The 23,433-nt window shown below is 59.5% G+C and carries 25 protein-coding genes and 1 riboswitch; of the genes, 6 read left to right on the top strand and 19 right to left on the bottom strand.

Annotation, left to right across the window (positions count from 1 at the left end; genetic code table 11):
* The first annotated feature begins 7 nt into the window (after positions 1-7).
* On the top strand, positions 8-817 hold the full coding sequence (locus ACKUUJ_RS00415; protein ID WP_022094511.1) for a YaaA family protein: 810 nt from the start codon (positions 8-10) through the stop codon (positions 815-817).
* A 63-nt stretch (positions 818-880) separates the two neighbouring features.
* Here ACKUUJ_RS00415 and ACKUUJ_RS00410 read toward each other — a convergent pair whose 3' ends face one another.
* Complete coding sequence (locus ACKUUJ_RS00410) at positions 881-1,402, bottom strand: hypothetical protein (RefSeq protein WP_409064281.1); 522 nt, start codon at positions 1,400-1,402, stop codon at positions 881-883.
* Between the two features lie 63 nt (positions 1,403-1,465).
* Positions 1,466-1,581, top strand: a riboswitch (TPP riboswitch).
* On the opposite strand from ACKUUJ_RS00410, the gene thiC reads away from it, so the two are divergent.
* The gene (gene thiC, locus ACKUUJ_RS00405) at positions 1,574-2,908 is read left to right on the top strand and encodes a phosphomethylpyrimidine synthase ThiC (RefSeq protein ID WP_409064280.1); all 1,335 of its coding nucleotides are present in this window, start codon (positions 1,574-1,576) and stop codon (positions 2,906-2,908) included. (Overlaps the previous riboswitch by 8 nt.)
* Positions 2,909-3,086: 178 nt before the next feature.
* Positions 3,087-3,917 (top strand): bifunctional hydroxymethylpyrimidine kinase/phosphomethylpyrimidine kinase, encoded by an 831-nt coding sequence (gene thiD / locus ACKUUJ_RS00400; RefSeq protein WP_022094507.1) that lies wholly within the window; start codon positions 3,087-3,089, stop codon positions 3,915-3,917.
* A gap of 329 nt (positions 3,918-4,246) precedes the next feature.
* On the opposite strand, the gene ACKUUJ_RS00395 is transcribed toward thiD, so the two are convergent.
* The 4 genes from ACKUUJ_RS00395 to ACKUUJ_RS00380 all read right to left on the bottom strand — a co-directional run bounded on the left by ACKUUJ_RS00395 (position 4,247) and on the right by ACKUUJ_RS00380 (position 7,353).
* The gene (locus tag ACKUUJ_RS00395) at positions 4,247-4,906 is read right to left on the bottom strand and encodes an SGNH/GDSL hydrolase family protein (RefSeq protein WP_409064279.1); all 660 of its coding nucleotides are present in this window, start codon (positions 4,904-4,906) and stop codon (positions 4,247-4,249) included.
* Between the two features lie 78 nt (positions 4,907-4,984).
* Positions 4,985-6,103 (bottom strand): TIGR02452 family protein, encoded by a 1,119-nt coding sequence (locus ACKUUJ_RS00390; RefSeq protein ID WP_409064278.1) that lies wholly within the window; start codon positions 6,101-6,103, stop codon positions 4,985-4,987.
* A 136-nt stretch (positions 6,104-6,239) separates the two neighbouring features.
* Entirely contained in the window at positions 6,240-6,935 is a 696-nt protein-coding gene (locus tag ACKUUJ_RS00385) for a Bax inhibitor-1 family protein (RefSeq protein ID WP_343001257.1), read from the bottom strand.
* A 79-nt stretch (positions 6,936-7,014) separates the two neighbouring features.
* Positions 7,015-7,353 (bottom strand): hypothetical protein, encoded by a 339-nt coding sequence (locus tag ACKUUJ_RS00380; RefSeq protein WP_343001258.1) that lies wholly within the window; start codon positions 7,351-7,353, stop codon positions 7,015-7,017.
* Positions 7,354-7,603: 250 nt separating this feature from the next.
* Between ACKUUJ_RS00380 and ACKUUJ_RS00375 the strand changes: the two genes are divergently transcribed.
* The 3 genes from ACKUUJ_RS00375 (at position 7,604) to ACKUUJ_RS00365 (ending at position 10,156) form a co-directional block, all read left to right on the top strand.
* On the top strand, positions 7,604-8,653 hold the full coding sequence (locus ACKUUJ_RS00375) for an inorganic phosphate transporter (protein WP_118080373.1): 1,050 nt from the start codon (positions 7,604-7,606) through the stop codon (positions 8,651-8,653).
* Between the two features lie 67 nt (positions 8,654-8,720).
* Entirely contained in the window at positions 8,721-9,344 is a 624-nt protein-coding gene (locus tag ACKUUJ_RS00370; protein ID WP_118080370.1) for a DUF47 domain-containing protein, read from the top strand.
* A gap of 281 nt (positions 9,345-9,625) precedes the next feature.
* Positions 9,626-10,156 carry a nitroreductase family protein gene (locus tag ACKUUJ_RS00365; RefSeq protein WP_409064277.1) on the top strand — a complete coding sequence of 177 codons (531 nt, stop codon included), beginning with the start codon at positions 9,626-9,628 and terminating at the stop codon, positions 10,154-10,156.
* A 166-nt stretch (positions 10,157-10,322) separates the two neighbouring features.
* On the opposite strand, the gene ACKUUJ_RS00360 is transcribed toward ACKUUJ_RS00365, so the two are convergent.
* The 14 genes from ACKUUJ_RS00360 to murC all read right to left on the bottom strand — a co-directional run bounded on the left by ACKUUJ_RS00360 (position 10,323) and on the right by murC (position 23,371).
* Positions 10,323-11,000, bottom strand: a complete 678-nt coding sequence (locus ACKUUJ_RS00360) for a DivIVA domain-containing protein (RefSeq protein WP_118080366.1) — start codon at positions 10,998-11,000, stop codon at positions 10,323-10,325.
* A gap of 62 nt (positions 11,001-11,062) precedes the next feature.
* Positions 11,063-11,308: a YggT family protein gene (locus ACKUUJ_RS00355; RefSeq protein ID WP_255360343.1), complete on the bottom strand. Its 246-nt coding sequence runs from the start codon at positions 11,306-11,308 to the stop codon at positions 11,063-11,065.
* Positions 11,309-11,365: 57 nt separating this feature from the next.
* A complete protein-coding gene (locus tag ACKUUJ_RS00350) occupies positions 11,366-12,091 on the bottom strand; it encodes a cell division protein SepF (protein ID WP_343000982.1) in 726 nt (241 codons plus the stop codon).
* Positions 12,092-12,151: 60 nt separating this feature from the next.
* Positions 12,152-12,889, bottom strand: coding sequence for a YggS family pyridoxal phosphate-dependent enzyme (locus tag ACKUUJ_RS00345; RefSeq protein WP_409064276.1), 738 nt, complete (start codon positions 12,887-12,889; stop codon positions 12,152-12,154).
* Between the two features lie 120 nt (positions 12,890-13,009).
* Entirely contained in the window at positions 13,010-13,867 is an 858-nt protein-coding gene (locus tag ACKUUJ_RS00340; protein ID WP_409064275.1) for a phosphate signaling complex PhoU family protein, read from the bottom strand.
* A 92-nt stretch (positions 13,868-13,959) separates the two neighbouring features.
* On the bottom strand, positions 13,960-14,763 hold the full coding sequence (gene pstB, locus ACKUUJ_RS00335) for a phosphate ABC transporter ATP-binding protein PstB (RefSeq protein ID WP_409064274.1): 804 nt from the start codon (positions 14,761-14,763) through the stop codon (positions 13,960-13,962).
* A gap of 12 nt (positions 14,764-14,775) precedes the next feature.
* The gene (gene pstA, locus ACKUUJ_RS00330; protein WP_409064273.1) at positions 14,776-15,681 is read right to left on the bottom strand and encodes a phosphate ABC transporter permease PstA; all 906 of its coding nucleotides are present in this window, start codon (positions 15,679-15,681) and stop codon (positions 14,776-14,778) included.
* Positions 15,682-15,684: 3 nt separating this feature from the next.
* A complete protein-coding gene (gene pstC, locus ACKUUJ_RS00325) occupies positions 15,685-16,608 on the bottom strand; it encodes a phosphate ABC transporter permease subunit PstC (protein ID WP_118080356.1) in 924 nt (307 codons plus the stop codon).
* 1 nt (position 16,609) lies between these two features.
* On the bottom strand, positions 16,610-17,446 hold the full coding sequence (locus tag ACKUUJ_RS00320) for a phosphate ABC transporter substrate-binding protein (RefSeq protein WP_118080354.1): 837 nt from the start codon (positions 17,444-17,446) through the stop codon (positions 16,610-16,612).
* Positions 17,443-18,243, bottom strand: coding sequence for a polyphenol oxidase family protein (locus ACKUUJ_RS00315; RefSeq protein ID WP_409064272.1), 801 nt, complete (start codon positions 18,241-18,243; stop codon positions 17,443-17,445). The genes ACKUUJ_RS00320 and ACKUUJ_RS00315 overlap by 4 nt, the downstream gene beginning before the upstream one ends.
* A 214-nt stretch (positions 18,244-18,457) precedes the next feature.
* Positions 18,458-19,612: a cell division protein FtsZ gene (gene ftsZ, locus ACKUUJ_RS00310; RefSeq protein ID WP_195520531.1), complete on the bottom strand. Its 1,155-nt coding sequence runs from the start codon at positions 19,610-19,612 to the stop codon at positions 18,458-18,460.
* A 198-nt stretch (positions 19,613-19,810) separates the two neighbouring features.
* A complete protein-coding gene (locus tag ACKUUJ_RS00305; RefSeq protein ID WP_409064271.1) occupies positions 19,811-20,962 on the bottom strand; it encodes a cell division protein FtsQ/DivIB in 1,152 nt (383 codons plus the stop codon).
* A gap of 73 nt (positions 20,963-21,035) precedes the next feature.
* Complete coding sequence (murB, locus tag ACKUUJ_RS00300; protein ID WP_409064270.1) at positions 21,036-21,947, bottom strand: UDP-N-acetylmuramate dehydrogenase; 912 nt, start codon at positions 21,945-21,947, stop codon at positions 21,036-21,038.
* Positions 21,948-21,952: 5 nt separating this feature from the next.
* Entirely contained in the window at positions 21,953-23,371 is a 1,419-nt protein-coding gene (gene murC / locus ACKUUJ_RS00295; RefSeq protein ID WP_409064269.1) for a UDP-N-acetylmuramate--L-alanine ligase, read from the bottom strand.
* Positions 23,372-23,433: the final 62 nt, after the last annotated feature.

Raw genomic sequence — 23,433 nt, 5'->3', positions numbered from 1 at the left:
AGAGTCCATGCTGCAGGTCATCATTTCGCCCGCCAAGCAGATGCGCGCGGCCCAAGATGCTTTTGAAGTCCTGGGCATTCCACCTTTTGCGCACGAGACGGCTCGCCTCCACCACGCACTGCTAGATATCGAACGAAATGAAGGCAGCGGCGGCCTGCAGGCGCTGTGGAACGTGAGCGACAGGCTGCTCACAACGTGTCTGGATACGCTTCACGAATTTATGCCCGTCCTGAGCGATACCGACCTCGCAGATCCCGATATCGCGCGTCGAATCTCCCCCGCCGTCATGTCCTATCACGGCATTCAATACCAGAGCATGGCACCCGAGGTGATGGATGCCGCGCAGCTCGACTGGCTGCAAAACCATCTCTGGATCCTCTCGGGACTCTACGGATGCGTGCGCCCCTTCCACGGCGTGTCTCCCTATCGGCTCGAAATGGGGGCGAAGCTCGCCGTCGACGGCGCTCGCGACCTCTATGCCTTCTGGGGGAATCGACTTGCGCAGGTAATTGCGCCGGCCGGTTCCGACACCACTATCGTCAACCTTGCCAGCGTGGAATACGCCAAAGCTGTCCTGCCCCATGCTGCACAGGATACAACGGTTATCACCTGCTTTTTTGGCGAAGGCGTCCGCAACGATAAGCCTATCCAACGATCGACCGCCAGCAAAAAGGCACGCGGTTCGATGGTCCGCTGGATGGCGGAAAACAAGGTCGAGGACGCCGCCGGTCTTACCGAGTTCAACCTTGGCTACCGCTATGTCCCCGAGCTCTCGTCCCCAGATAGCCTGGTCTTCATCAACGAGCAGGCATTCTAAATGCCTGTCGCCAGCGCCGAACTCCACCTCGGCATGCTTTCATGATATTCGGTGAACATCCCGCTATTCCGCCAAGCCGTCTGCCTTGGCAATCTCGCTTGTCGAGCCGTCCTGATAGGTAATCTTGACATGCTCCACATCGGACGCCTTGACGCCCGACGGGGGCTCCAGGCGCCATTCCGTCAGGGCGATATCCATGGTCGTGGGCACATCTCCTTGATCTTTGAGCTTCACCGTCAGCGTTTTGAGCGCCGCGTCAAACGTCACGCGTTCGATTTCTTCGCCTGGAATGGACCCACCACTCAGCTGCAACTGCACAAACTCATCGCGCGGGTACCAATAATCGCCCGGAATGGCGAGCGTATTGGCATTACCGCCAGTACTCCTCACCGTCATAATCGGTAGGCTATCATCGGCCTCAAACTCCCAGGCAGTGCCGCCGCGACCACCAAACGTCCAGATACAAACGGCAATCACCAGCACGGCAAGCACCGCAAAACCAATCGCGACCAGCCCATGATGGGCACGGCCCTCCTCGGCCGATACATCCCATTGCGTCTCTCGATATAGATGCTTGTCTTCCATGTTCGCCTCCCCATGGGCATGCTCATCGCGTCAATCGTACCCATTCAGGCTATACTTGAGCCCACCACATAAACGGGGAGCTTGCAGGACAAGACGGCAGGCTGAGACTGGGCGCGCCCGTCCTGACCCGCAAACCTGATATGGGTAATGCCAACGAAGGGAGCCGTGCCAATGAGCACACAAACCGAGCCCACGCTCGTCACGCAAATCGACTTCGCCCGCGCCGGGCAGATCACACCGCAGATGAAGGAGGTCGCCGAGCGCGAGCATCGCGACCCCGAGTACATCCGCGAGCGCGTGGCCGACGGCCGCATCGCCATTCCCGCCAACATCGTGCACATCAAAAAGGGCATGCGCGCCTTTGGTGTCGGTGAGGGCCTGTCCACCAAGGTCAATGTCAACCTGGGCATCTCGGGCGACAAGGCCGATGCCGCCGAGGAATGGAAGAAGGTTAAGATCGCCGAGGACTTTGGCGCCGACGCCATCATGGACCTCTCCAACTCGGGCAAGACGCGCCAGTTCCGCCAGCAGCTCATCGACGAGACACCGCTCATGGTAGGCACCGTACCCATGTATGACGCCATCGGCTACATGGAAAAGCCGCTGGTCAAGCTCACCAAGGACGATCTGCTCGAGGTCGTGCGCGCGCATGCCGAGGACGGCGTGGACTTTATGACCATCCACTGCGGCATCAACAAGTCGGTCATCAAGACCTTTAAGGAGACCGGCCGCCTCATGAACATCGTCAGTCGCGGCGGCTCGCTGCTGTTTGGCTGGATGGAAGTCACCGGTAACGAGAACCCCTTCTACGAGTTCTACGACGAGCTGCTCGATATCTGTCATGAATACGACGTGACGATTTCGCTCGGCGACTCCTGCCGCCCGGGCTGCCTCTACGACTCCAACGACGCCACCGAGACCGCCGAGATGATCGAGCTGGGCAAGCTGTGCAAGCGCGCTTGGGCCGCCGGCGTCCAGGTCATGGTCGAGGGTCCGGGTCACATGGCGCTCGACGAGATCGCCGCCAATATGAAACTGCAGAAGCGCCTGTGCCACAACGCCCCGTTCTATGTGCTCGGGCCACTGGTGACCGATATCGGCGTGGGCTACGACCACATCACCGCCGCCATCGGCGGCGCCATCTCCGCCAGCTCCGGAGCCGACTTCCTGTGCTACGTGACGCCGGCCGAGCACCTGTGCCTGCCCAACGCCCAGGACGTGCTCGACGGCCTCATGGCCACCAAGATCGCCGCACACGCCGCCGACATCGCCAAAAAGGTGCCCCACGCCCGCGACATGGACGACAAGATGGGCCAGGCACGCCGCAAGCTCGACTGGGACGCCATGTGGAAGTGCGCTCTCGACCCGGTCACCGGTAAGAAGCGCTACGAGGAATCCCCCGCTGCCACCGAGGGCACCTGCACCATGTGCGGCAAGATGTGCGCCGTCCGCACCGTCAACAAGGTGTTCGAGGGCACGACGATCGACCTCGGTATTGAGGACTAACGCGTCACCGAAGCCACAATCGGTAACAAGGTGTTCGACAATTGTTGACGCGTGAACATTTGCTTACATTTGCGTAAAGATTGCATCGCCCGCCCGGGTTCGGAATACAGCCGGCCCGGGCAACTTTATAATGCAGACTTAAAGACCCATTTGAATCCGACCGAACAAGGGAGCGAACATGGATCGCAGTAAGGTACCCGCCGTTCTATCCATCGCAGGATCCGATTCCAGCGGTGGCGCCGGCATTCAGGCCGACATCAAGACCATCACGGCGCACCGCCTGTATGCCGAGACGGCCATCACAGCCATCACCGCACAGAACACCCTGGGCGTCACCGCTGTGCAGAACATCTCTCCGGATATTGTCGCGGCGCAGATCGATGCCGTTTTTGACGATATTCGACCCAGCGCCGTCAAGATCGGCATGGTTTCCTCTGCCGAGATTATCGAGGTTATCGCCGACCGCTTGAGCGCCTGGGACGCACAAAATATCGTCGTCGACCCCGTCATGGTCGCCACCTCGGGTGCTCGCCTCATTGCCGAGGATGCCGCTGAGGCACTCACCCGCCGCCTGTTCCCGCTGGCGACCGTTATCACGCCCAACATTCCCGAGGCCATGGCGCTGCTCGATTATGAGGTCGATTCCGAGCGCACGCAGCAAAATGCCGCCATGCTTCTCACCCGTCGCTTTGGCTGCGCGTCTCTCGTTAAGGGCGGGCATTTTGTCAACGAGGCCAACGATGTGCTAGCAGAGCCCGCGCCGCTCGATGACGAGGGCAACCATCTGGGCGATCCGCTCACCACGTGGTTCCGCCACAAGCGCATCGAGACCGGCAACACGCACGGTACTGGCTGTACGCTTTCGTCCGCCATCGCCTGCGCGCTGGCCCAGGGCATGGATCTTGCCGATGCCGTCAACGCCGGCAAGGCCTACCTAACGGGCGCTCTCGCCGCTGGCTTTGACATGGGCAAAGGCTCCGGCCCCGTCAACCACATGTGGCAATACTAAGCCCCATCCCAAACCGCCACAAAGGGGACAGGCACCTTTGTGGCGGTTCCCGCAAACATCTCGATCTGTAACAGTTAGAGTCCATTTTTCGGCCCACCTGTTACAGATTGAGACATTCAAATTCCGCTGAGAAGAAAATCTCGATCTGTAACAGTAACTCGGCGAAATCGACCCTAGATGTTACAGATCGAGACAAACGACCGATATCGACCTAAATAATCTCAATCTGTAACATCTAGCCCGTTTTCGGCCTTACAGCTGTTACAGATCAAGACAAACCAACGAAACAAGCCACCGCAAGGGGAACTTTTGTACTGCTTGGGGTCGCGCTACGCTCCGAGCATCTCTTTGAGCTTGGCCGCCACGGCGTGGCCCAGGCTCTCGTGGCTTTCCGGCATCATGTGCAGATAATCGATATCGCCCGGCTCGGCAAAATCGGCGGCATTCAAAAAGTCGCAGCCAAACTGTTCGGCAACATACGCATAGTATTCGGCAAAATGCTCCGAGGCCTCGACGGAGTGCTCGTCAAAGTCGGTCATATACACATCGGCGATCTGCGGCTTGATCTTGATAGGAGCCATCAGCAGAATGCGCGGACAAGGCGCAGCGTCGGTCCAGGGAAACGCGCGGACGGTGCGAATCAGCGCCATGGCACCGTCAGCGATATCGGCAGCCCCCACGCTAAAGACCGTCTTGCAGTCGTTGGTGCCCAGCATAATCACGATCGCGTCCAGCGGCTTATGAGTCTCGAGCAGCATCGGCAACGCGCGAATGCCGTTGAGATTGGTGTCCAGATGGCACATGTCGTCGCGCACCGTCGTGCGACCATTTAGACCTTCCTCAATCACATGCCAGCCCTCGCCCAGGTCGCGCTGGGCCACGCCGCACCAGCGCACATCGTGCGCATAGCGCACCGCGGTGCCGTCGCGCATGCCCGCCGGATCGTAGCCATAGGTATTGCTGTCGCCAAAGCACAGAACGTTTTTCATCGTAAGCCCTTCCTCTAGTAAAAAGCCGGCGGGAGCAGTCTCTCCTGCCGGATCGACCTATCTGTCAGCACATACCGATTACAGGTATTTGCGCCAGTCGTCGTCATCCTCATCGTCCTCGGCGGCAGCCTGGGCTTGCTCGGCGGCGCGAGCAGCAGCAGCGCGAGTGGCAACCTGAGCATAGGACTCCTCGTTGCGCTCGGGGAAGTTTGCCAGCACGTGCTCGAACTTGGCAAAGTCTTCGTCCCAACGCGTAGAAGGCACGGCAAAAAACACCTGCTTGACCTTGAAGTCGCCCGACGCGAGCTCCTTGCGGAAGAGCTCAGCCACGGCCTCGGCGTCAAAGCCGTTGTTGTCGCAGCCCCAAGCGCCCAGCACGAGCTTCTCGCGACCCAGCTCATCGCAGATGGCAAGCACAAAGCGGATGCGATCGCGCAGGGCATCCAGCAAGGCATCGTCACCCACGCGATACTCCTGGCGAGCGCGCTTGGCGTTGGGCGCGGCGGCAACGATCACGTCAGCATATGCATGTACGTGATTGCGGTCGAAGCGCACCGCAGGCACCACCAGCGCACGGTTGCGGTAAAGCTCGCAGTTGATGTTGCGACGACGGTTCTCGCCGTACCATTTGCGCTGCTTATCGAGCACGTTGTACAGGTACGAATCGGCACAGAGCGTGGCCTCCTGGCCCAGATAGCCCTGGATGTAGCCACCGCCCGGGTTGGTGAACGAGGCAAAGGCGAGCACAGCCATGTCGCAGAACTGCGCGTAGCCTCGGCCGTTATCCAGAATGGCCTGCGTGGCAGAGGCGTCGAGCACGGTGACCTCGGGCAGGACCGGAGCAGGCTTTTCAGCGGCAGGCGCAGGCTCGGTCTCCGCGGCCTCCTCTGCAGGCGCAGGCTCGGCCACGGCCTCAGCCTCGGCAGACGCAACCTCGGCGGCCTCAGACTCCTCGGCGACCTGCTCCTCGGCAGCCGCAGCCGCTTGGGCCTTGGCCTTCATCGCCGCGACAAAGCCGGCAGGCATACCGTCGAACTCGCGCACGCCTGCAAGCGAGCGCTCGATATCCTTGGCGCACGCTTCGGACACAGTCGCCACGTGACGCTCGGCGGCCTTGGCACGGGCCTCGCGCTTGGGATTGGGCTGCCCTGCGCGATTGGGTCTGCGGTTACGGTTCCTGTTGTCAACGTCTGCCATAAGTGGTCACCTTTCTCGGTCTCTGCCGCTATCGGCTTTTCCATCCATGATACCCCGCCACGCACAAAAAAGACGGCCCCGAAGGACCGCCTTCCGCATCGATTTACACGTGCGCAAGCACCGCTGCAATTTGGCACTAGTCGCGACGACCAAGGATGTTCAGGATGCGCAGGAACACGTTGATGATGTCCACGAACAGGTTGGATGCCATGAGCACGGCGTTGGGCAGCGTGGGCGGCACCGTCGTGGCCACATAGGTGTCGTAGCCAATAAAGCCAGCGAACACCACGATCACGATCAGGTCGGTGATGGACTGCGAGACGCCCATAAACATCAGCACGATCTCGACCAGAATCGTGGCAAGCAGGATGCCAAAACCAATGCCGTACACACGCTGGAAGAACTTGGGGAAGGTCACGCCCAGCGCACCAAAGACAAAGGTGATGGCGGCCGTGGCGATAAAGGCAGTGTTGATGGTGGGCAGGTCGTAATTGGCAAGGCCAAACGACGCGGTCAGGCCAAAGGTACTCGCAAAGATTACGTAGCCCACAAGGGACAGACCCACAGACTGCTTGCCCGCGGCGGCCGACATCATGACCATGCCGACGATGGTCAAAATAAACGAGCCAAAGACCAGCGGCAAGGCGGCGCCGCTCATCATCATGCGGGCGAACGCCATGGTGCTCGTAAAGTAAGCACCGGCACCCATGGCGCAAAAGCCCAAAAAGATCAGGGCAGACATGGCAAGGTTGTACGCACGCGGCGACATCTCCTTGGCACGGCTTGCGCCGGTCTCAATGGGGCCGTTCTGATAACCCTGGATATCGTTCATAATATCGTCCTCTCAAAAGCGCCGCGACAGCGCCGTAGGTGACAAGATTCCTGCCATTGTACCCGAATGCCGCGCGCTCTTACCTGCGGCGCCCGCTCTCGAGCGTACGGTCGAATGCCCACACCCACCAACGCATCAGATGGGCCTGCGAGCCATCCGGTCGCTCGCGCGCCTGTTCTTCCAGATACAGTTCGGTCGCATGCCCACCAAAACGAACCTTATAGGTTGCCGTACGAATGCCGTGAACCGTTAGGCCAAAACCGGTGGATGAGACAATCTCGTCGATCGTAAAACAGCGACCGTCGACCCAGCAGACGGTAACCGGCACGACTTGTCCGCCCGCGAGGATGCGGGCCACGACGTCCACATACTGCTTGTGCACGCGTCGAGTTTTACCATCTGTCTGTCGATATTCCATGCCTCCTATTATCGAACGCATGTTTGCATATTGTAAAGCGAACAGGCTGTGGTTTTGGGATGTTGGGGCGCGCGCCCGTGTCCTCATGGCGTGCTAGCAAAAAGAACACCCGCGGTCAACAGGGCAAATATTCAATGTTAGTGCCAAAAAATTCACTTCTCCCGTCAGAACTCGGTAAAGAAACCCGCAGGAGGTGATACGATTTATCATGTTTCTGTAACGTGCCTGCAAACTTCGAGAAAGCCCATATATGGACGTAACGTTCTCAGCCTTCCTCGGCCAAATTGTGTCGAACCCAGTCCTTGCCGTCACCGTGATCCTCGCGCTCGGCGCCATCTTCGTCAATGGATGGACCGACGCGCCCAACGCCATCGCGACCTGTGTCACCACGCGCTGCATGCCCGCCCGCGCCGCCATTCTCATGAGCGCCGCATTCAACTTCCTCGGCGTGCTCATCATGACGCACTTTAACGCGAGCGTCGCCAACACCATCTCACATATCGTCGACTTTGGCGGAAACAGCACCATGGCGCTCGCGTGCCTCTGCGCAGCACTGTTCTCCATCGTCGTCTACGGCGCCACAGCGTCGCGTTTTGGCATCCCCACCTCGCAAAGCCACAGCCTTATCGCCGGCCTGACCGGTGCCGCTATCGCCCTCGGCGGCGCGAGCAGCGTCAACGTCCACGAGTGGATGAAGGTCATCTACGGCCTGGCGCTCTCCATCGGCCTGGGCTTTGTCATGGGCTGGGTCCTGTGCAAGCTCGTCTCGATTCTTTTCGCCGCCGCCAACAGGCGGCGTGCCAATGTCTTCTTTAAATATGCTCAGATCGCAAGTGCCGCGGCCATGAGCTTTATGCACGGCGCGCAAGATGGACAAAAGTTTATCGGCGTGCTCTTTTTAGGTGTCGCCTTTGCCAGCGGACAGACGAGCGTCGGCGACGCCGGCATCCCCATCTGGATCATGCTGCTGTGCTCGGCCACCATGGGCATCGGCACCAGCGTGGGCGGTGAGCGCATCATCAAGTCTGTCGGTCAGAGCATGGTCAAGCTCGAAAAGTACCAGGGCTTCTCCGCCGACCTGGCGGGCGCCGCAAACCTGCTGCTTGCCACGCTCACCGGCATCCCCGTGTCCTCCACGCACATCAAGACCTGCGCCATTATGGGTGTCGGTGCCGTCAAGCGCCTCTCGGCGATCAACTTCGGTGTCGTCAAGGACATGATGTTCACCTGGTTCTTCACCTTCCCCGCCTGCGGACTTATCAGCTTTGTCATGGCCAAGCTGTTCATGATGTTCATCTAGTCAAACCGAACGTCCATCCGGACCGCAATACCTCGCCCACCCGTCTTCGCCTCGAAAGGACCCACTCATGGCAAAGAAACCCGATTCGTTCTACTTTGACAACTACGTCGCCTGCGCCGACCTTGCTGTCCAGGCCGCAGAGTTGCTCATCAAGATTTTTGAGAACTTTGATCCCGCGCAGATCCACGGCATGCTCGAAGAGATGCATGCGATTGAGCATGCGGCCGACAAGAAGCACCATGAGCTCGAGGATGCCCTGCTCACTGCCTTTATCACCCCGCTTGAGCGCGAGGATCTGGACCTGATGAGCTGCTCGCTCGACACTGTGCTTGACCGTATCGAGGGCGTCGTGCAGCGCGTCTACTTCACCAACATCCAGAGCATCCACCCCGATGCCATTGTCATCGCCCACAAGGTGACCGACGCCTGCCGAGCCATGAAGGACCTTATGGTCGAGCTGCCTAATTACCGCAAGTCCAAGACCCTGCGCGAGCTGGTCATCCAGATCAACACCATTGAGTCCGAGGCCGATGAGCTCTACATCAACGCCATGCGCAACCTGCACGTCAATGGCAAGGACCCGCTCGAGGTCATCGCCTGGCGTGACGTCTACGCTTTCCTGGAGTACTGCGCCGACTGCTGCGAGAATGTGGCCGATGTCGTGGATTCGATTGTCATGAAGAACAGTTAATTGGGGGTACGTGTCCCGGCGGTCGCGGGCCCGACCACTAATAACCTTTTTCACTCCGGCTGCAAGCAGAGTCGTTCAAAAGGTTATTAGTGGTCGGGCCCGCTCCCTTACGTACCACCATTGGAAACTTTGGCTGATACTTTGAAAGCGATGGGGCTTTTGTTGGCAGGGCCTTGGGGCCCGATTGGAAACTTTGGGACCGCCTTAAACGTTTGGCTGAGTGTTGCTTTGGGTACCCTTTTGCTTAGTTTTGGGTTGTTTTATTAACTTTGGAGGCTCGTATGGGGTATTTGGATTTGGCTCGGGCTCGGTATTCTTGTCGTTCTTTTGAGGATCGGGCTGTGGAGCAGGCTGTGGTGGATGTCATTGTTGAGGCTGGGCGTATTGCTCCTTCTGCTTGCAATAACCATCCAGCCCGTGTGATGGTGTTGGATACGCCCGAGCTTTTGGAGAAGGCGGCTGCTTGTCAGCCTCGGTTTGCTCGTGATGGGTCCATCTTTGGCGCTCCGCTCATCTTCCTCATTTGCAGCGTTACCGACGACGCTTGGGTTCGCCCCTATGACCAGATGAACTCCAGCGCTATCGACACCTCGATTGTTTGCGATCAAATGATGATGGAGGCCGAGGAGCAAGGCCTGGGAACGTGTTGGGTATGCCATTTTAAGCCCGAGCTAGCCCGAGAGCGGTTCAACCTGCCCGAGGGCGTCTATCCCTATCACATGCTCGTCTGCGGCTATCCTGCCGACCACATCGCCGATCCCGAGCATCGCGAGGCCCGTACCATTCCCCTCTCCGACTTCCTCCTCAAGTAGTTCTTGGGCATGCCCTAAAATCTACCTTTTACCGCTCACCCTTTCGCCGAGTTCTGCCCTATCGCACGCAGAGCTCGGCGTTTTGTTTCCCAACCCGTATGCAGCCACAAAAAAGGAGCCCGCAGGCGCGAGCTCCTCTTAAGGGCACGAGATTGTAGCTCTGGCGCTAGTCCAGGTCGTCGGCGGCAAAGTTGTCGATCGGGGCGAAGGGGTCAGCCACGGGAACAACCGGATCAGCGACAGGCAGCGGCTCGGCGGCGGGAACGGTCACTGCAGGAGAAGCCGCAGAACCGACCGGCGTGGAGGCCATAAGGTCGGACGGGAAGGAATTCTGCGCATCGTCCATGAAGTGCTGGATGAGCTTGAGGTACTCGGCTTTGAACTCCTCACGGGAAGCCTTCAGACGGTCGATCTCCTCGAGCTCGGCCTGCTTCTCGGTCAGGGCCTGACGGATGACCTCGCGGGCCTTGGCGTCGGCTTCGTTGCGGATGCGCTCAGCGTTCTCGTTGGCATCGTTGACGATGCCCTCGGCGGTCTGCTGGGCAGCAATCAGCGCAGCGGAGATCTGGCGCTCCTGAGCGGAGAAGTCGGGTGCGGGAGCGGCCACAGGAGCGGCGGGAACGGCCTGAGCGGCAGCGTCCTGAGCCTGGGCAAGCTGGGCCTGCGTGTCGGCAAGCTGCTGCTCGGTGGCAGTCAGACGACCCTTAAGATCGACAATCTTGGCAAGCATAGCGTCAACCTCGGAGGACAGCGTCTCCAAAAAGACGTCGACCTCGGCGGGATCATAGCCGCGCTTGGCCTCAGAGAAAGTCTGAGCCTGGATGTCAGCAGGGGTAATAGCCATAACAAGTTCTCCTTTATCATCGCCTTGGCGCCGGGCGCCCGACGTAAGTTACTGAGCCAGTACTATACGAGTATACCTATAAGAAGCTGCAGAATCAGCCTCTGCACCAACTGCAACGCAATAATCGCAACGACCGGCGAAAAATCAACGCCGCCCATCGGCGGAATAAACCGACGAAACAGGTTGAGCCACGGACCGCAGACGCTATCGAGCACCGCGGCGATATCCTGCAGCAGGCCGCCCTGCTTCATGGGAATCCACGTCATAAAGCAATAGACCACAATAAGTGTGGAGTAGAAGTTGAACAGCGTGTTGACCAGCTGGACAATGGTGTAGATGTTGATGAGAATCTCCTCGTCTTGGGTTTACTTAAGGTAGCCGTCGGCGCGCAGCTTCTTGAGGTCCGAATCCTTGACCTCGCAGCCGGCGGGCAGCACCATAAACACGCGATCGCCCACCTCTTTGACCGTAGCGCCCAGGCCGCAGGCAAAGCCATAGCTAAAGTCCAGGACACGCTTGGCGACCTCGGTGCGAACGCCAACAAAAATCAGCGCAACGGGCTGCTTGGTGCGCACGCGGCGGACAACGGTCTCGACATCGTCATAGCTCTCAGGGCGCAGGACATAGGCAGGCAGCTGCGGCGTGGCGTTAATGATGTTGTTTGCATAGGCCGAGGCGTCGCTCGGCGCAGAAGCGGGCGCAGGTGCCGCGGCACGAGCGCGGGCGCTCTCGGCATAACTCGACGGCGTGTCGTAAGCGCCGGGGCGATAGCCGCCTGCGGCACTATCCTGAGAACGCGACGGCGGATTGTACGTCGTTGCATGACGCGAGTCATCGCCGACCAGCTGGCCGGAGCGCGTATACACGGCGACCGACTCGGCCTCACCGCGGCGCGTCTGGCCCAGCAGGCCGTTACTCGGCTCGTCCTGGGTATAGAAGCCCTCGCCCGAGGTACCGCTGTAGCCGTTGTTCTGATAGCCATCATCGTAGCCGTCATCGTAGCCGTAGTCGTCATCCTGGTCATAGCTCTGGTCGTAACCCTGCTGGCCGCCCAGGTGCATCTTATTTTTAATCTCGTCAAGGAAGCCCATGGTTGTGTCCTCTCACGGTTTAGTGCAGGCGCTCTGTAAACCAGTGCGCACTTCAGAGCCCTATTTTACTGCAAACTCCGGGCTAAATACTACCCTGCCCAGGCGAACGAGCGTAGAGCCCTCCTCAAGGGCAGGCTCAAAGTCCTCGCTCATGCCGCAAGAAAGCTCGGGCAGCCTCAGATCGGGATGCGCCGCCTCCAACTCATCCCTCAGCTCTCGCAGCCCGGCAAAGGTGCGACGCGCCACATCCTTGTTCCCCCGAGGGGCCATAGTCATAAGGCCCTGCACACAAATTCCCTCAAGTTCCGCAAGCTCGCCGGCAGCCCCACGAATCTCATCGGGCGAAAAGCCGCCCTTGGACTCCTCGCCGCTTACGTTAACCTCGATTAGCACCTGTTGGGGAGCAGAAAGCTCGCCCGCTTCGATCTTGCGAACGGCACGGCTCGAGATCGCCTGCGCCAAATGAAGCGAACCAACCGAATGAATCAGCTCGGCCGAACCCAACACCGCGTTAATCTTGTTGGTCTGAAGGTTGCCGATCATATCAAAGCGTACCTCGGGCAGCTCCGGATGCTCCGCCAGACCTGCGAGTTTGCGGACGAGCTCTTGCGGGCGGTTCTCGGCAAAATGGCGGTATCCCACCTGGATGGCCACGATGGTCTCATCGACGCCGACGGTCTTGGACACGGCAATCAGACGCGCGGCATCGCGGGACCTCCCGGCGCGATCGAGCGCGGCATAGAAACGCTCAAGTATCTGCTCGCGGCGAGCGCGCATTACATTCAAATAGTTATCCATTGCCAATCGCCTCCGCTAACAGCACAACAAGTAGTCCCATGCTAACGCAAGAGCGCAACCCCGCATCCGCAAGGCCGCGCTCCCTTAGGTATTTACAATCTCTCAACGAACGGGGCTACCCTATTCCTCGTCGTCCTCGGCATCATCCTCGTCCTCAAGATGATCCAACAGGTAGCGAAGACCCTCGCTCACCTCGTTAACGGGCACCTTGGCAACATAGCGTGCATCGACGGCGGGCCTCATGATGACGCCCTCGCCCGAAGGCACGCGCATGCTCTCGAGCTCATCCTCGTCCGTGCGGGCGATATCGCCGGCTGTCATGCGCTGCCCGGTCAAAAGGAAGGTCAGACGGCAGGCGGCATCGATGGAGATCGAAGCGATGCGATCGAGGTAGCGCGAGACCATGATGGCGCGGCGCAGGTCGTCATAGTTGCTGTCATCGTCCATAAAATCGCCGGTGTCCATGCGGTTAAAGGTGCTGAAGAACTTCTCATACGCCGCATGCACCGGCTCGTCCTCGACGGCCAAGTTGCAGATGATGGACATGTCGTTAGTGACGAGCGCAGAAAGCGACGAACCCAGCACCTGGTAAACAGCTTCGGCCTCGGCCTCAACCGTACCGACGAGCTCCTGGGGCAGCGAGATGTCGGCCTTGACCATGTGACGCGTGGCGCGGCAGATCTGGCGAACCTTATCGGTCATGCGCTGCAGGTTAAAGTCGACGTAGATAATCGTCTGCAGCAATCGGAAGTCGGAGGCGACCGGCGACTGCGTGGCGATCAGGTTGTAGCACACGGCCTCCAAATTGGCGCAGCGAGCATCAATCGAAAGCGTGCGCTTCTTGGTCTTGGTGGCGAGCTTGCGGTCGTCGGTCACATAGGCCTTCACGGCATCATGAAGGGCAAGATCGACGGCCTCGTAGATGCTCAGCATCTCGTGACGGGCCTCGATGAGCTGACGGGAAAACAGTTTGCGCATGGTTCACTCCAATCAGTTGGGTGCGGTCATGCCGCCCGCACAGTGAATACGCACCGGACCAGGTCCGATCGGCTTGGGACTAGTCGCGCCGATCAGCCAAAGCGGCCGGTGATATAGTCTTCCGTCCGCGAATCCACCGGGCTGGTGAAGATCGCGTCGGTTTGACCATACTCGATGAGCGTGGCGGGCTCACCGGCAACTTCCTGCAAGAAAAATGCGGTGTAGTCGCTGATACGAGCCGCCTGCTGCATAGAATGCGTGACGATGATGATCGTCATCTCGGGCGCCAGCTCGGCCATCAGATCCTCGACCTTAGAGACGGACGTGGGGTCGATGGCGGAGCAGGGCTCGTCCATCAGAAGGACATCGGGCTGCACCGCAAGCACGCGCGCGATGCACAGACGCTGCTGCTGACCGCCCGAGAGCGCCAAACCGTCCTTGTTGAGCTGATTGGATACCTCTTTCCAGAGGTTGGCGCGCTTGAGCGATTCTTCCACGATGTCGTCGAGGTCGCTTTTGCTAGTCACGCCCTGCAGACGAGGGCCAAAAGCGACATTCTCGTAAATGGATTTGGGAAACGGGTTGGGCTGTTGAAAAATCATGCCCACGCGGCGACGAAGATCGACCGGGTCGACGCCCTCGGCATAGATATCGTTGCCGTCGAGCGTCATAGTGCCCTCGACGCGCGTGCCCTCGATAAGGTCGTTCATACGGTTGATGCAGCGCAAAAACGTCGATTTACCGCAGCCCGAAGGACCGATAAACGAGGTGATGGCGTTTTTGGCGATGTTGAGGTCGAGCCCCGTCAGCGCATGAAAGTCACCGTACCAAAAGCTGAAATCCTTGGCCGTGATGGCCGCTTGCTCCGGCGTGGGAGCGGACTGATAGACGGACATGGGACTCCTTAACTAGCGGCGCTTGCGCGACAGATAACGCGCAAACAGGTTGAAGGCCAGAATAATCGCCATCAGCAAAAGCGCGGTGCCGTAGGCTGCGTTCATGTTGATGCCGTCGTTGGCAAGCAAATAGAGGTGGACGGTCATGGGACGACCGGAATCGAGCGGCGAGATCGGCAGATTGATGGCCTGACCCATGGTGTAGAGCACCACCGCGGTCTCGCCGATGGCGCGACCGATGGCAAGGACGATGCCGGTGGCAATGCGGCCAAAAGCAGAAGGAAGCACGATCTTGGAGACGACCTGCCACTTGGTGGCGCCCAGGCCATATGCGCCCCAACGGATATAGCGCGGAACGGCGCGGATTGCCTCCTCGGTGGTGCGCATGACGATGGGCAGCATCAGAAGCGCCAGCGCCAGGGCGGCCGAAACCATCGAAAGACCCAGGCCCATAGCCTCGACGAACAAGGCGTAACCAAAGAGGCCCATAACGATGGAAGGCACCGAGGCCAGGGCATCGGCAGCATAGCGAATGATGTCGACGACCTTGCCCTGCTTGGCGTACTCGGCCAGATAGACCGCAGCCAAGACGGCAACCGGCGTGCAGATGAGCATGGCGAGTGCCGTCACGTAGATGGTCGAGACGATCGTGGGCCAGATGCCACCCTCGGCGTTTACGCCCTGCGGCCAGCCAAAGATAAAGTCGAGCGAGATATGCGGAAGACCGTTGATGACCACGTAGGCGATGATGGCGAGCAACACCAGGGTGGTGATATAGGCCGCGGCGCGAAACACGCCGAGCATAATCTTGTTGGACAGGTCCTTGTTGATGCGGCCCTTCTTGCCATGGGAAAGGGCACGCTTGATGAGCTCGCGCGACGATGTCGCATCGACCGTCGTGTCAACGGAATCGGACATAGCCTACCCCCTCTTCTTTGAAATCAGGCGAACGATACCCACCAGTGCAGCTGAGATGATAAACAGGACCACGCCCATGCCAAACAGAGCCGAGCGATGCAGGCCCGAGGAATAGCTCATGTCGAGTGCGATCTGGCTCGTGAGCGTCGAGATGGGGCTCGAGATGCTATCTGGAATGACCGGGGCGTTGCCCACGACCATCAGCACGGCCATGGTCTCACCGATGGCACGCCCCATACCCAAGACAATTGCATCGACAATGCCCAGCTTGGCTGCAGGCAGCACGACCTTGTAGATGGTCTGCCACTTGGTGGCACCCATGGCATAGGACGCCTCGCGAATGCCCATGGGGATGGAATTGAGGGCATCGATGGTGAGCGTCGTGATGGTGGGAACGATCATGATGGCGAGCACGAACCACGCCGTCAGCGCGCCAAAGCCAAGACCGCCGGTCAGCTGCGCGATAAACGGGCGGATGATGACCATGCCAAAGAAGCCGTAGATGATGGAGGGGATGCCCGCCAGCAGGTCGACGGCGGGGCTGATGAGCCTGCGCACGCGCTTGCTGGCGATCTCGACCAGATATACAGCCGTGCCCACACCCAGGGGCACGCCCATGGCGAGCGCACCGACCGTCACCAGACCAGAGCCCGCCAGCAGCGACATGATGCCGTAGTGGCCCTCGGATGGCGCCCACGTAAAGCTAAAGAAGTCCGCCAGGCCGATGTCGGTAAAGACGGGCAGCGCCGAGTACGTGGTAAAGACAAAGATCAGGATAACGGTGACGACCGCCAAGAACGCGCAGGCAAAGAAGATCCACTGCAGCGCCTTCTCCTTGAGATAGGTGCTACGCGACACCAACGCCAACTCACGCTTTTTGGGCGTCTGAGCCTCCTGCTCAATCTGGGGGGTTTCCTGTGCTTCCACGCTACTCACTCCCCTTTCCGTCGTTGGTGACGGGAATAAAGCCCGCCTCGCGAATCTGCTTGTCCATCTTCTCGGACGTCACATAGTCAATGTAGTCCTGCGCCTGATGCGAAGGCGTACCCTTCACAAAGAAGTAAAGGTCGCGCGAGATGGGATAGCCGCCACTTGCGACCGTCTTCTCGGATGCCTCGACGTGGTTGACCGAAACGGCCTTAACCGAGGTCGTGGCGTTGAGGCTCTCGACAAAACCCAGCGAGATGTAGCCAATGGCGCCATGCGAGCGGGACACGACGTCGCGCACTTGGCCCGTACCCGAAAGAACGGCCGAGCGGCGATCGAACGGCGTGCCGTCCATCACGATGGTACGGAAGGCCTCGCGCGTACCGGACGCCTCGTCGCGGTTGATAACCTGAATCTTCAGGTCCTCTCCGCCGACTTCCTTCCAGTTGGTGATCTTGCCGGCGTAAATATCGCGGAGCTGCTCGGTCGAGAGATTGTCGACCGGGTTGTCGTCGTTCACGATGACTGCGATGCCGTCGTGCGCGATTACGATCGGGGTCAGGCCAAGGTCTTGTTCGTCGGCATTGAGACCACGAGACGAGCTGGCGATGTCGGCCGTGCCGTTGCTGACGGCCTCGATACCCGCAGAGGAGCCAAGGCCGGAGACGAGCACATCGGTGCCGGCCTCTTCCTTAAAGCCCTCGGCTGCGATCTCGGCAATGGGAAGGCACGTGGTCGAGCCGGCCACGGTAATAGAAGATGTGGAAGATCCCGAGGAGCAAGCACACAGCGTGAGCGTAAGCACTGCAGCACTCAGGACCGATGCGATCTTTCTCATAGCATCGCGCCGATCGCAGCATGGCGCCCACAGGTGCCGCCCTCGTTGCGGTAGGAATAAAAGCGGTCGTTCTGACGAACGGTGGAAAGCTTGGTGTCCACAATGCTGCTCGCCTCGACGCCGGCGTCCATCAGCGCCTCGCGAATGGCGGCGGAAAGATCGAGCATACGAGAAGCAGAGGCATCGATGCACGCGAACTCGGCGGCAAAGCGATCCATAAGTTCTTGGGACACCTCGTACTCGTCGCCCAGGATATGGGACCCAATGTAGGCAGAGATGTCGTCCGGCTTGCAGCCAGCCGCCTCGCAGAGCGCTTGGCACGCCTTGGCGGAAATGCGCGCAATCGTGCCCTTCCAGCCAGAGTGCACCACGGCAAAGCCGCCGGGAGCCACCAGCACCACGGGAACGCAATCGGCAAAGCAGAGCATCACGGGTACCTCACGGGCCATGCAGACGATGGCATCGCAGCCCTCGGCAATCTGCTCGCGAATGTTCTCGAGATCATCAGCACCGTTCGAGGTCACCGTCACGACATGGTCACCGTGTACTTGATTGGGAACAAGCAGGTTGTGCTCGCACTCGGCGGCACCCAAGGCCTCGAGTGCGCGGCGACGATTTTCTTGAACGGCAAAGGGGTCATCGCCAACATGCGAGCCCAGATTGAGTGAGGAGTACGCATCTTCTGAAACACCACCGGTGCGCTCGGTAAAGGCAAAGCGAACATCGTGCGTCGCGCCCTCTACCAACGTAACTCCATCATGGTCGACACGCGAAACGTTGTCCGCACGTGCTGCCATACTAAAGCCTCCTAATAACACAAGTATCGCGGCGACGCCGCAGCAGTCCGTGCCACACGGCTGCCATACTTCATCAAAAGGATACCCGCAGCGGTAGGGGCTAAACGTAAGGGGAACGTAAGGAGATTGGAGGCTTTCGTTTACAAAGGCAAAACACAACAAAAAGGGTGCGCCCAATCGGACGCACCCCATACAGGTCGCTGATAAAGACGAACTAGAAGCTGCCGCGCTTGAGGAAGTCAGGAAGCTCAAACTGGTCGTTACCAAAGTTGGGAAGCTCGGTACCACCGACGTTGCGAGTCGGGGCAGCCTGAGCCGGGCTCGTGGCAGGAGCGGTGCGCTGCGGCTCGGCAGAAGCAGCGGCCTTGCTCTGGGACTGCTGAGCAGCGAAGAGCTCGTCCTGACGGTTGACGTTGGAGTCGGAGAAGCCCGTAGCGATAACGGTGATACGCACCTGATCGCCCAGGGACTCGTCCACAACGGTACCGAAGATGATGTTGGCCTCGGGGTCGACGGCGTTGGCGACAACGTCGGCAGCGTCGCTGATCTCCTGAATACCCAGGTCCTTGGAACCGGCAATGGAAAGCAGGACGCGCGTAGCGCCATCGATGGAGCTCTCGAGCAGCGGGCTGGAAATAGCCTGCTGGGCAGCGTCGACGGCACGGGTGTCCCCAGAAGCGGTACCGATACCCATCATGGCGGTACCGGCCTGCTTCATGATGGTCTTAACATCGGCGAAGTCCAGGTTGATGATACCGGGGACGGTGATGAGGTCGGTGATGCCCTGGGTGCCCTGGGAAAGGACGCCATCGGCGATTGCGAAGGCCTCAAGCATGGTGGTCTTCTTCTCGGCGATGTCGAGCAGCTTGTCGTTAGGGATAACGATCATGGTGTCGACGCAGTCGGAAAGCGTCTTAATGCCTTCTTCGGCGCTCTTCTTGCGCTTGCGGCCCTCAAACGTAAAGGGCTTGGTCACGACGGCGACGGTCAGCGCGCCGACCTCGTTCATCGCGATATCGGCAACGATGGGGGCAGCGCCGGTACCGGTGCCGCCGCCCTCGCCGCAGGTGATGAACACCATATCGGCGCCAGCGAGCGCCTCGGCGATGTCGTCGCGGGACTCATCGGCGGCCTTACGGCCGACCTCGGGGTTGGCGCCAGCGCCCAGGCCGCGGGTCAGGTCGGTGCCGATGTGCACCTTGATATCGGCATCAGAGATCGCGAGTGCCTGAGCATCGGTGTTGATGGCAACAAACTCGACGCCGCGGATACCCTCTTCGATCATTCGATTGACCGCGTTGGTACCGCCGCCGCCGACGCCGACCACCTTAATGACGGCAAGGTAGTTGTTGATCTCTGTCTCGTGCATGTCGGTCCTCCGAACAAAGGTTATTGCCATAGCATGGGTTGACCCCTGCGCACATTAACCTTCAAGTTGAAAGTAAATGCAAAGGTAAACCGTATTATGTTTGCACATTATGAACGTATCAGTCAAATAATTGACGGTGAAAACCAAACAAACCAGATAAACGGCGCGGTATGCCCCGTCAACAAAGGCCAGAAAACGCTACGAGGTCGGTGCGTTCCTAAACGTATAGTTGCCAGGAGATCGAACGTTGATATACGTCACGCCCTCCACCTGCGAAAGCAGCTTGGTCACGATACGCTCCTTTTTGGCAATGTCGTCCGAATCTCCGAGCGACACCTCGATACCGTTATCGAGATTCGCCGAGATGGCCTCGACCGAGGGCGTGGAAATATCCTTGACCTGGCCCAGGAACTCGCTCGAGAAACCGCGGACGTAATCCAGGCCGGCCTTGACGGCCTTGGAATTTACGGCTTGCCCCGAAACCGGTGCGACATCGGCCGAGACATCGGTCAACAGCACGGCACCGTAATGTTTAGCGAGTGCCAGGGCGGCATCGATACCGTTTAGGGTGTTGGCACCCTCCCCCGTTGTAATGACATTGCCCTGGTCGTCAACATCGACAGAGGTAGACAGCGGTGCAATCCATGTGTCATCGTCCCCGATCGCCCATGCAAGATCGTCGGAGCTAATGTAGGCAATTGCGATAACCTTGCGTTCCGTCGGCGTGATGATGAGCGTATGGGGATATTGACGCTGAACATCCACGCCCGAGACCCACGGATTTTGCTTGAGGCCCTCGGTGATCTGGTCGGGATTCACATTGAACAGCGACGTGTTCTCGGGCAGATCGATCAGCTGGATGGCATCGTGCTTGGTCACATGCTCGCTGCCCTGGATCTGAATATCGGTAGCGGCGAACAGGCCAGAGTTAATGACGACGACGGCAACGACTGCAAGCACTGCCAGAGCGGCAAGGATGCCGCCCACGATTTTGCCCTTGCCCTTAACGGCAGAAGCGGCACCCGCCGCATGATTTGCCAAGGCGCCGATCGATGACAACGGATTAGAGCCCTTTTTGCCCGATTGCGGTTTTGCGGAAGCCGACACCGACGTCAGCATACGTGGCTTAGATGCACCCAGCGCGCGGCCGGGACGCGTCACCTTTGCCCCCAACGAGGGCTTGGGCGACGCTATGGGGCGAGAAGGCTTGGCGCCCATCGCCGGTTTGGGCGTCACCGAGGGACGTGCCGCCGAACGAGCAACCTTTTTGGCCGTGGGGCGTCCGCCAAGCTGCGAGCCGGCAGCCGGACGCTTGGCAGGCCGCACGGATCCAGCAGGCTTAGAAGGCATAACGGATTTACGTTGAGGCTGAGACGGTGCGCCGGAACGCCCTCCGGCGCGGCGGAAGGTTGGTTTCGATGCTCTAGAAGCCGAGGAATTTAACTTCCGGTCTGAGCTCGATGCCATACGCCTCCCTCACCTTTCCGTGCACATGTCTGATAACCGCGGCCACGTCATCGGCCGAGGCGGTTCCGTTATTAACGATAAAATTAGCGTGTACGGGCGAAACTTCCGCGCCGCCAACCGAAAAACCCTTTAATCCACAATCCTCGATAAGCTTGCCCACGCTCGCATCGGGCGGGTTGCGAAATACCGACCCGCAGGATGCACAGCCCATGGGCTGTGTGCGCTTACGCCGCGTCAGGTACCGCTCCATACGTTCACGGATATCGGCCTTGGGCGCAGGTTTGAGCTTGAGCACGCACTCCAGAATGATCTCGTTACGCGGCAGGCTGCATTCACGGTAGCCCCAAGCGATCTCCGAGCCCGCGTAATGCTTGATGCCGTAGCTCGGGTCAAACGTAACGACATCTTCGACCAGCGAGCCAATCCACTCGGTTCGCGTGCCGGCATTCATGGACACGGCGCCGCCAACGGAGCCGGGAATACCGACCGCAAACTCAAGGCCCGAAAGGCTGCGCGACAGCGCGTCGTTGACTAGGCGAGCGAATATCACGCCCGCACCGACCGTCAGCGTACAACCGTCTTCGGCGACAACCGTACGCTGGAACTCACGCCCCAACGAAATGACAGCGCCGCGATAGCCTGCATCGGCAACAAGCAGATTAGATCCCTTGCCGATAATGACCCACGGCACCTGCTCACGATCGAGCACCGCCACGGCGCGACGCAGGGCATGATAGCTGTGACACGTCACAAAGAGGTCCGCCTTGCCGCCGATACGATAGCTCGTATGGCGCGCGAGGCGTTCATCCTCAATTACGTCCGTATCGATCATGCCCGAAAGCGCCATGACGGCGTTAAACAGACCCATGGGGTTTAAGCGTCTTTCTTGGCAGTCAGATACTCGATGAACTCGGGGCCGACGGTCGTGACGTCGCCGGCGCCCATGGTAAGCAGCAAATCGCCCTCGCCCACCATCTTCTCGAGCTCCTCATTGAGCTCAAGACGGCTCGAGCAGTACACGACCTCCTTGCCGGGATGCTTGGCGCGCACGGTATCGGCAAGCATCTTGGACGTGACGCCCGGGATGGGCATCTCGCCGGCAGAGAACACGTCAATCAACAGCAGCTTGTCAGCATTGGCGAATGCGTCGGCAAAGTCATCGCACAGAGCCTGCAGGCGCGAATAGCGGTGCGGCTGGAACACGACGTCGACATGTTTGTAGCCCAGCGAAGAGGCAGCAGCGAGCGTCGCCTTGATCTCGGTGGGATGGTGGCCGTAATCGTCAACCACCGTGATGCCGTCGATATCGCCCACGTGGGTAAAGCGACGGCGGACGCCTTCAAAACTCGAAAGTGCCTTAGCGGCGGCGTCGATATCGAGGCCTAGGACATGGGCGACGGTCAAGACGGCCGTGGCGTTGAGCATGTTGTGACGACCGGGGTTGCTCTTAATCTCGACAGCGTGCTCGGTGCCGTCCTCAAAGCGAACGATAAAGTCGCTCTGGATGCCCTTGACATCCGGATGCACGCAGACGATGTCGTTGGTCTCGGCAAAGCCATAGGAAAGCACATGACGGCCCGTCGACTTGGCAAGCTCGACCAGATGCGGGTCCTCGCCACAGACGATGACCGTGCCGTCCTCGCCCACCAAACTCATAAACTTGGCGAAGGTGGCCTCGATCTCCTCGATACCCGAGTAATGATCGAGATGGTCGGCCTCGACGTTGGTCACGATGACCACATTGGGGTTAAGGAACAGGAAGGAGCTGTCGGACTCATCCGCCTCGGCGACAAAATAGTCGCCCGAGCCGTTCTTGCCGTTGGTATCGTAGCCCTCGACAATGCCACCGATCAGGAAGCTAGGGTCCAGACCCATGCGGTCGAGCATGGTGGCACACATCGAAGAGGTCGTGGTCTTGCCGTGAGTACCGGCGACGGCGACGGTGGTGTAGCCGTGGCCCAGAGCCGAGAGCATCTTGGCGCGAGGCCACACGGGAATACCCAGCTCGCGCGCACGGACGAGCTCGGGGTTGGACTCGGGAATAGCGGTAGAGACCACGACGACGTCGGGCTTGACCTCGTCGATGGTGGCGGCCTCATGGCCCACATGCACCTTCACGCCGGCGCAGGTAAGCTGGCGAATATAGCGCGACGTCTTAAGGTCGGAGCCGGTAACGACATAGCCGCGTTCGTGAAGGACGAGGGCGATGCCGCTCATGCCGGCGCCACCGATACCGATAAAATGGGCGCTCTTGAAATCGGGCGCGGAGGTTGCAGTCTGGGAATCAGCCATGTGCTCGTGTACTCCTTGCGTAAACACTGCCTGTAACCCGTCTACTGTACCGCACCTACCGC

The organism is Collinsella sp. wc0583 (assembly GCF_046116915.1).
GTDB lineage: Bacteria > Actinomycetota > Coriobacteriia > Coriobacteriales > Coriobacteriaceae > Collinsella.
Note: the sequence above shows the minus strand (reverse complement) of the source record. Positions and strands in the feature narration are given on the sequence as shown.

Coding starts and splice junctions, on each gene's coding strand:
- ACKUUJ_RS00410 (WP_409064281.1), bottom strand. CDS start 1,402: ATGGAAGACAAGCATCTATATCGAGAGACGCAATGGGATGTATCGGCC.
- ACKUUJ_RS00350 (WP_343000982.1), bottom strand. CDS start 12,091: ATGGGCTTCCTTGACGAGATTAAAAATAAGATGCACCTGGGCGGCCAG.
- thiD (WP_022094507.1), top strand. CDS start 3,087: ATGGATCGCAGTAAGGTACCCGCCGTTCTATCCATCGCAGGATCCGAT.
- ACKUUJ_RS00390 (WP_409064278.1), bottom strand. CDS start 6,103: ATGGCAGACGTTGACAACAGGAACCGTAACCGCAGACCCAATCGCGCA.
- ACKUUJ_RS00340 (WP_409064275.1), bottom strand. CDS start 13,867: ATGCGCAAACTGTTTTCCCGTCAGCTCATCGAGGCCCGTCACGAGATG.
- ACKUUJ_RS00345 (WP_409064276.1), bottom strand. CDS start 12,889: ATGGATAACTATTTGAATGTAATGCGCGCTCGCCGCGAGCAGATACTT.
- ACKUUJ_RS00315 (WP_409064272.1), bottom strand. CDS start 18,243: ATGGCAGCACGTGCGGACAACGTTTCGCGTGTCGACCATGATGGAGTT.
- murC (WP_409064269.1), bottom strand. CDS start 23,371: ATGGCTGATTCCCAGACTGCAACCTCCGCGCCCGATTTCAAGAGCGCC.
- ACKUUJ_RS00365 (WP_409064277.1), top strand. CDS start 9,626: ATGGGGTATTTGGATTTGGCTCGGGCTCGGTATTCTTGTCGTTCTTTT.
- pstA (WP_409064273.1), bottom strand. CDS start 15,681: ATGTCCGATTCCGTTGACACGACGGTCGATGCGACATCGTCGCGCGAG.
- ACKUUJ_RS00370 (WP_118080370.1), top strand. CDS start 8,721: ATGGCAAAGAAACCCGATTCGTTCTACTTTGACAACTACGTCGCCTGC.
- ACKUUJ_RS00375 (WP_118080373.1), top strand. CDS start 7,604: ATGGACGTAACGTTCTCAGCCTTCCTCGGCCAAATTGTGTCGAACCCA.
- pstB (WP_409064274.1), bottom strand. CDS start 14,763: ATGTCCGTCTATCAGTCCGCTCCCACGCCGGAGCAAGCGGCCATCACG.
- ftsZ (WP_195520531.1), bottom strand. CDS start 19,612: ATGCACGAGACAGAGATCAACAACTACCTTGCCGTCATTAAGGTGGTC.
- ACKUUJ_RS00415 (WP_022094511.1), top strand. CDS start 8: ATGCTGCAGGTCATCATTTCGCCCGCCAAGCAGATGCGCGCGGCCCAA.
- thiC (WP_409064280.1), top strand. CDS start 1,574: ATGAGCACACAAACCGAGCCCACGCTCGTCACGCAAATCGACTTCGCC.
- ACKUUJ_RS00360 (WP_118080366.1), bottom strand. CDS start 11,000: ATGGCTATTACCCCTGCTGACATCCAGGCTCAGACTTTCTCTGAGGCC.
- ACKUUJ_RS00385 (WP_343001257.1), bottom strand. CDS start 6,935: ATGAACGATATCCAGGGTTATCAGAACGGCCCCATTGAGACCGGCGCA.
- ACKUUJ_RS00320 (WP_118080354.1), bottom strand. CDS start 17,446: ATGAGAAAGATCGCATCGGTCCTGAGTGCTGCAGTGCTTACGCTCACG.
- murB (WP_409064270.1), bottom strand. CDS start 21,947: ATGGGTCTGTTTAACGCCGTCATGGCGCTTTCGGGCATGATCGATACG.
- ACKUUJ_RS00305 (WP_409064271.1), bottom strand. CDS start 20,962: ATGCCTTCTAAGCCTGCTGGATCCGTGCGGCCTGCCAAGCGTCCGGCT.
- ACKUUJ_RS00395 (WP_409064279.1), bottom strand. CDS start 4,906: ATGAAAAACGTTCTGTGCTTTGGCGACAGCAATACCTATGGCTACGAT.
- ACKUUJ_RS00380 (WP_343001258.1), bottom strand. CDS start 7,353: ATGGAATATCGACAGACAGATGGTAAAACTCGACGCGTGCACAAGCAG.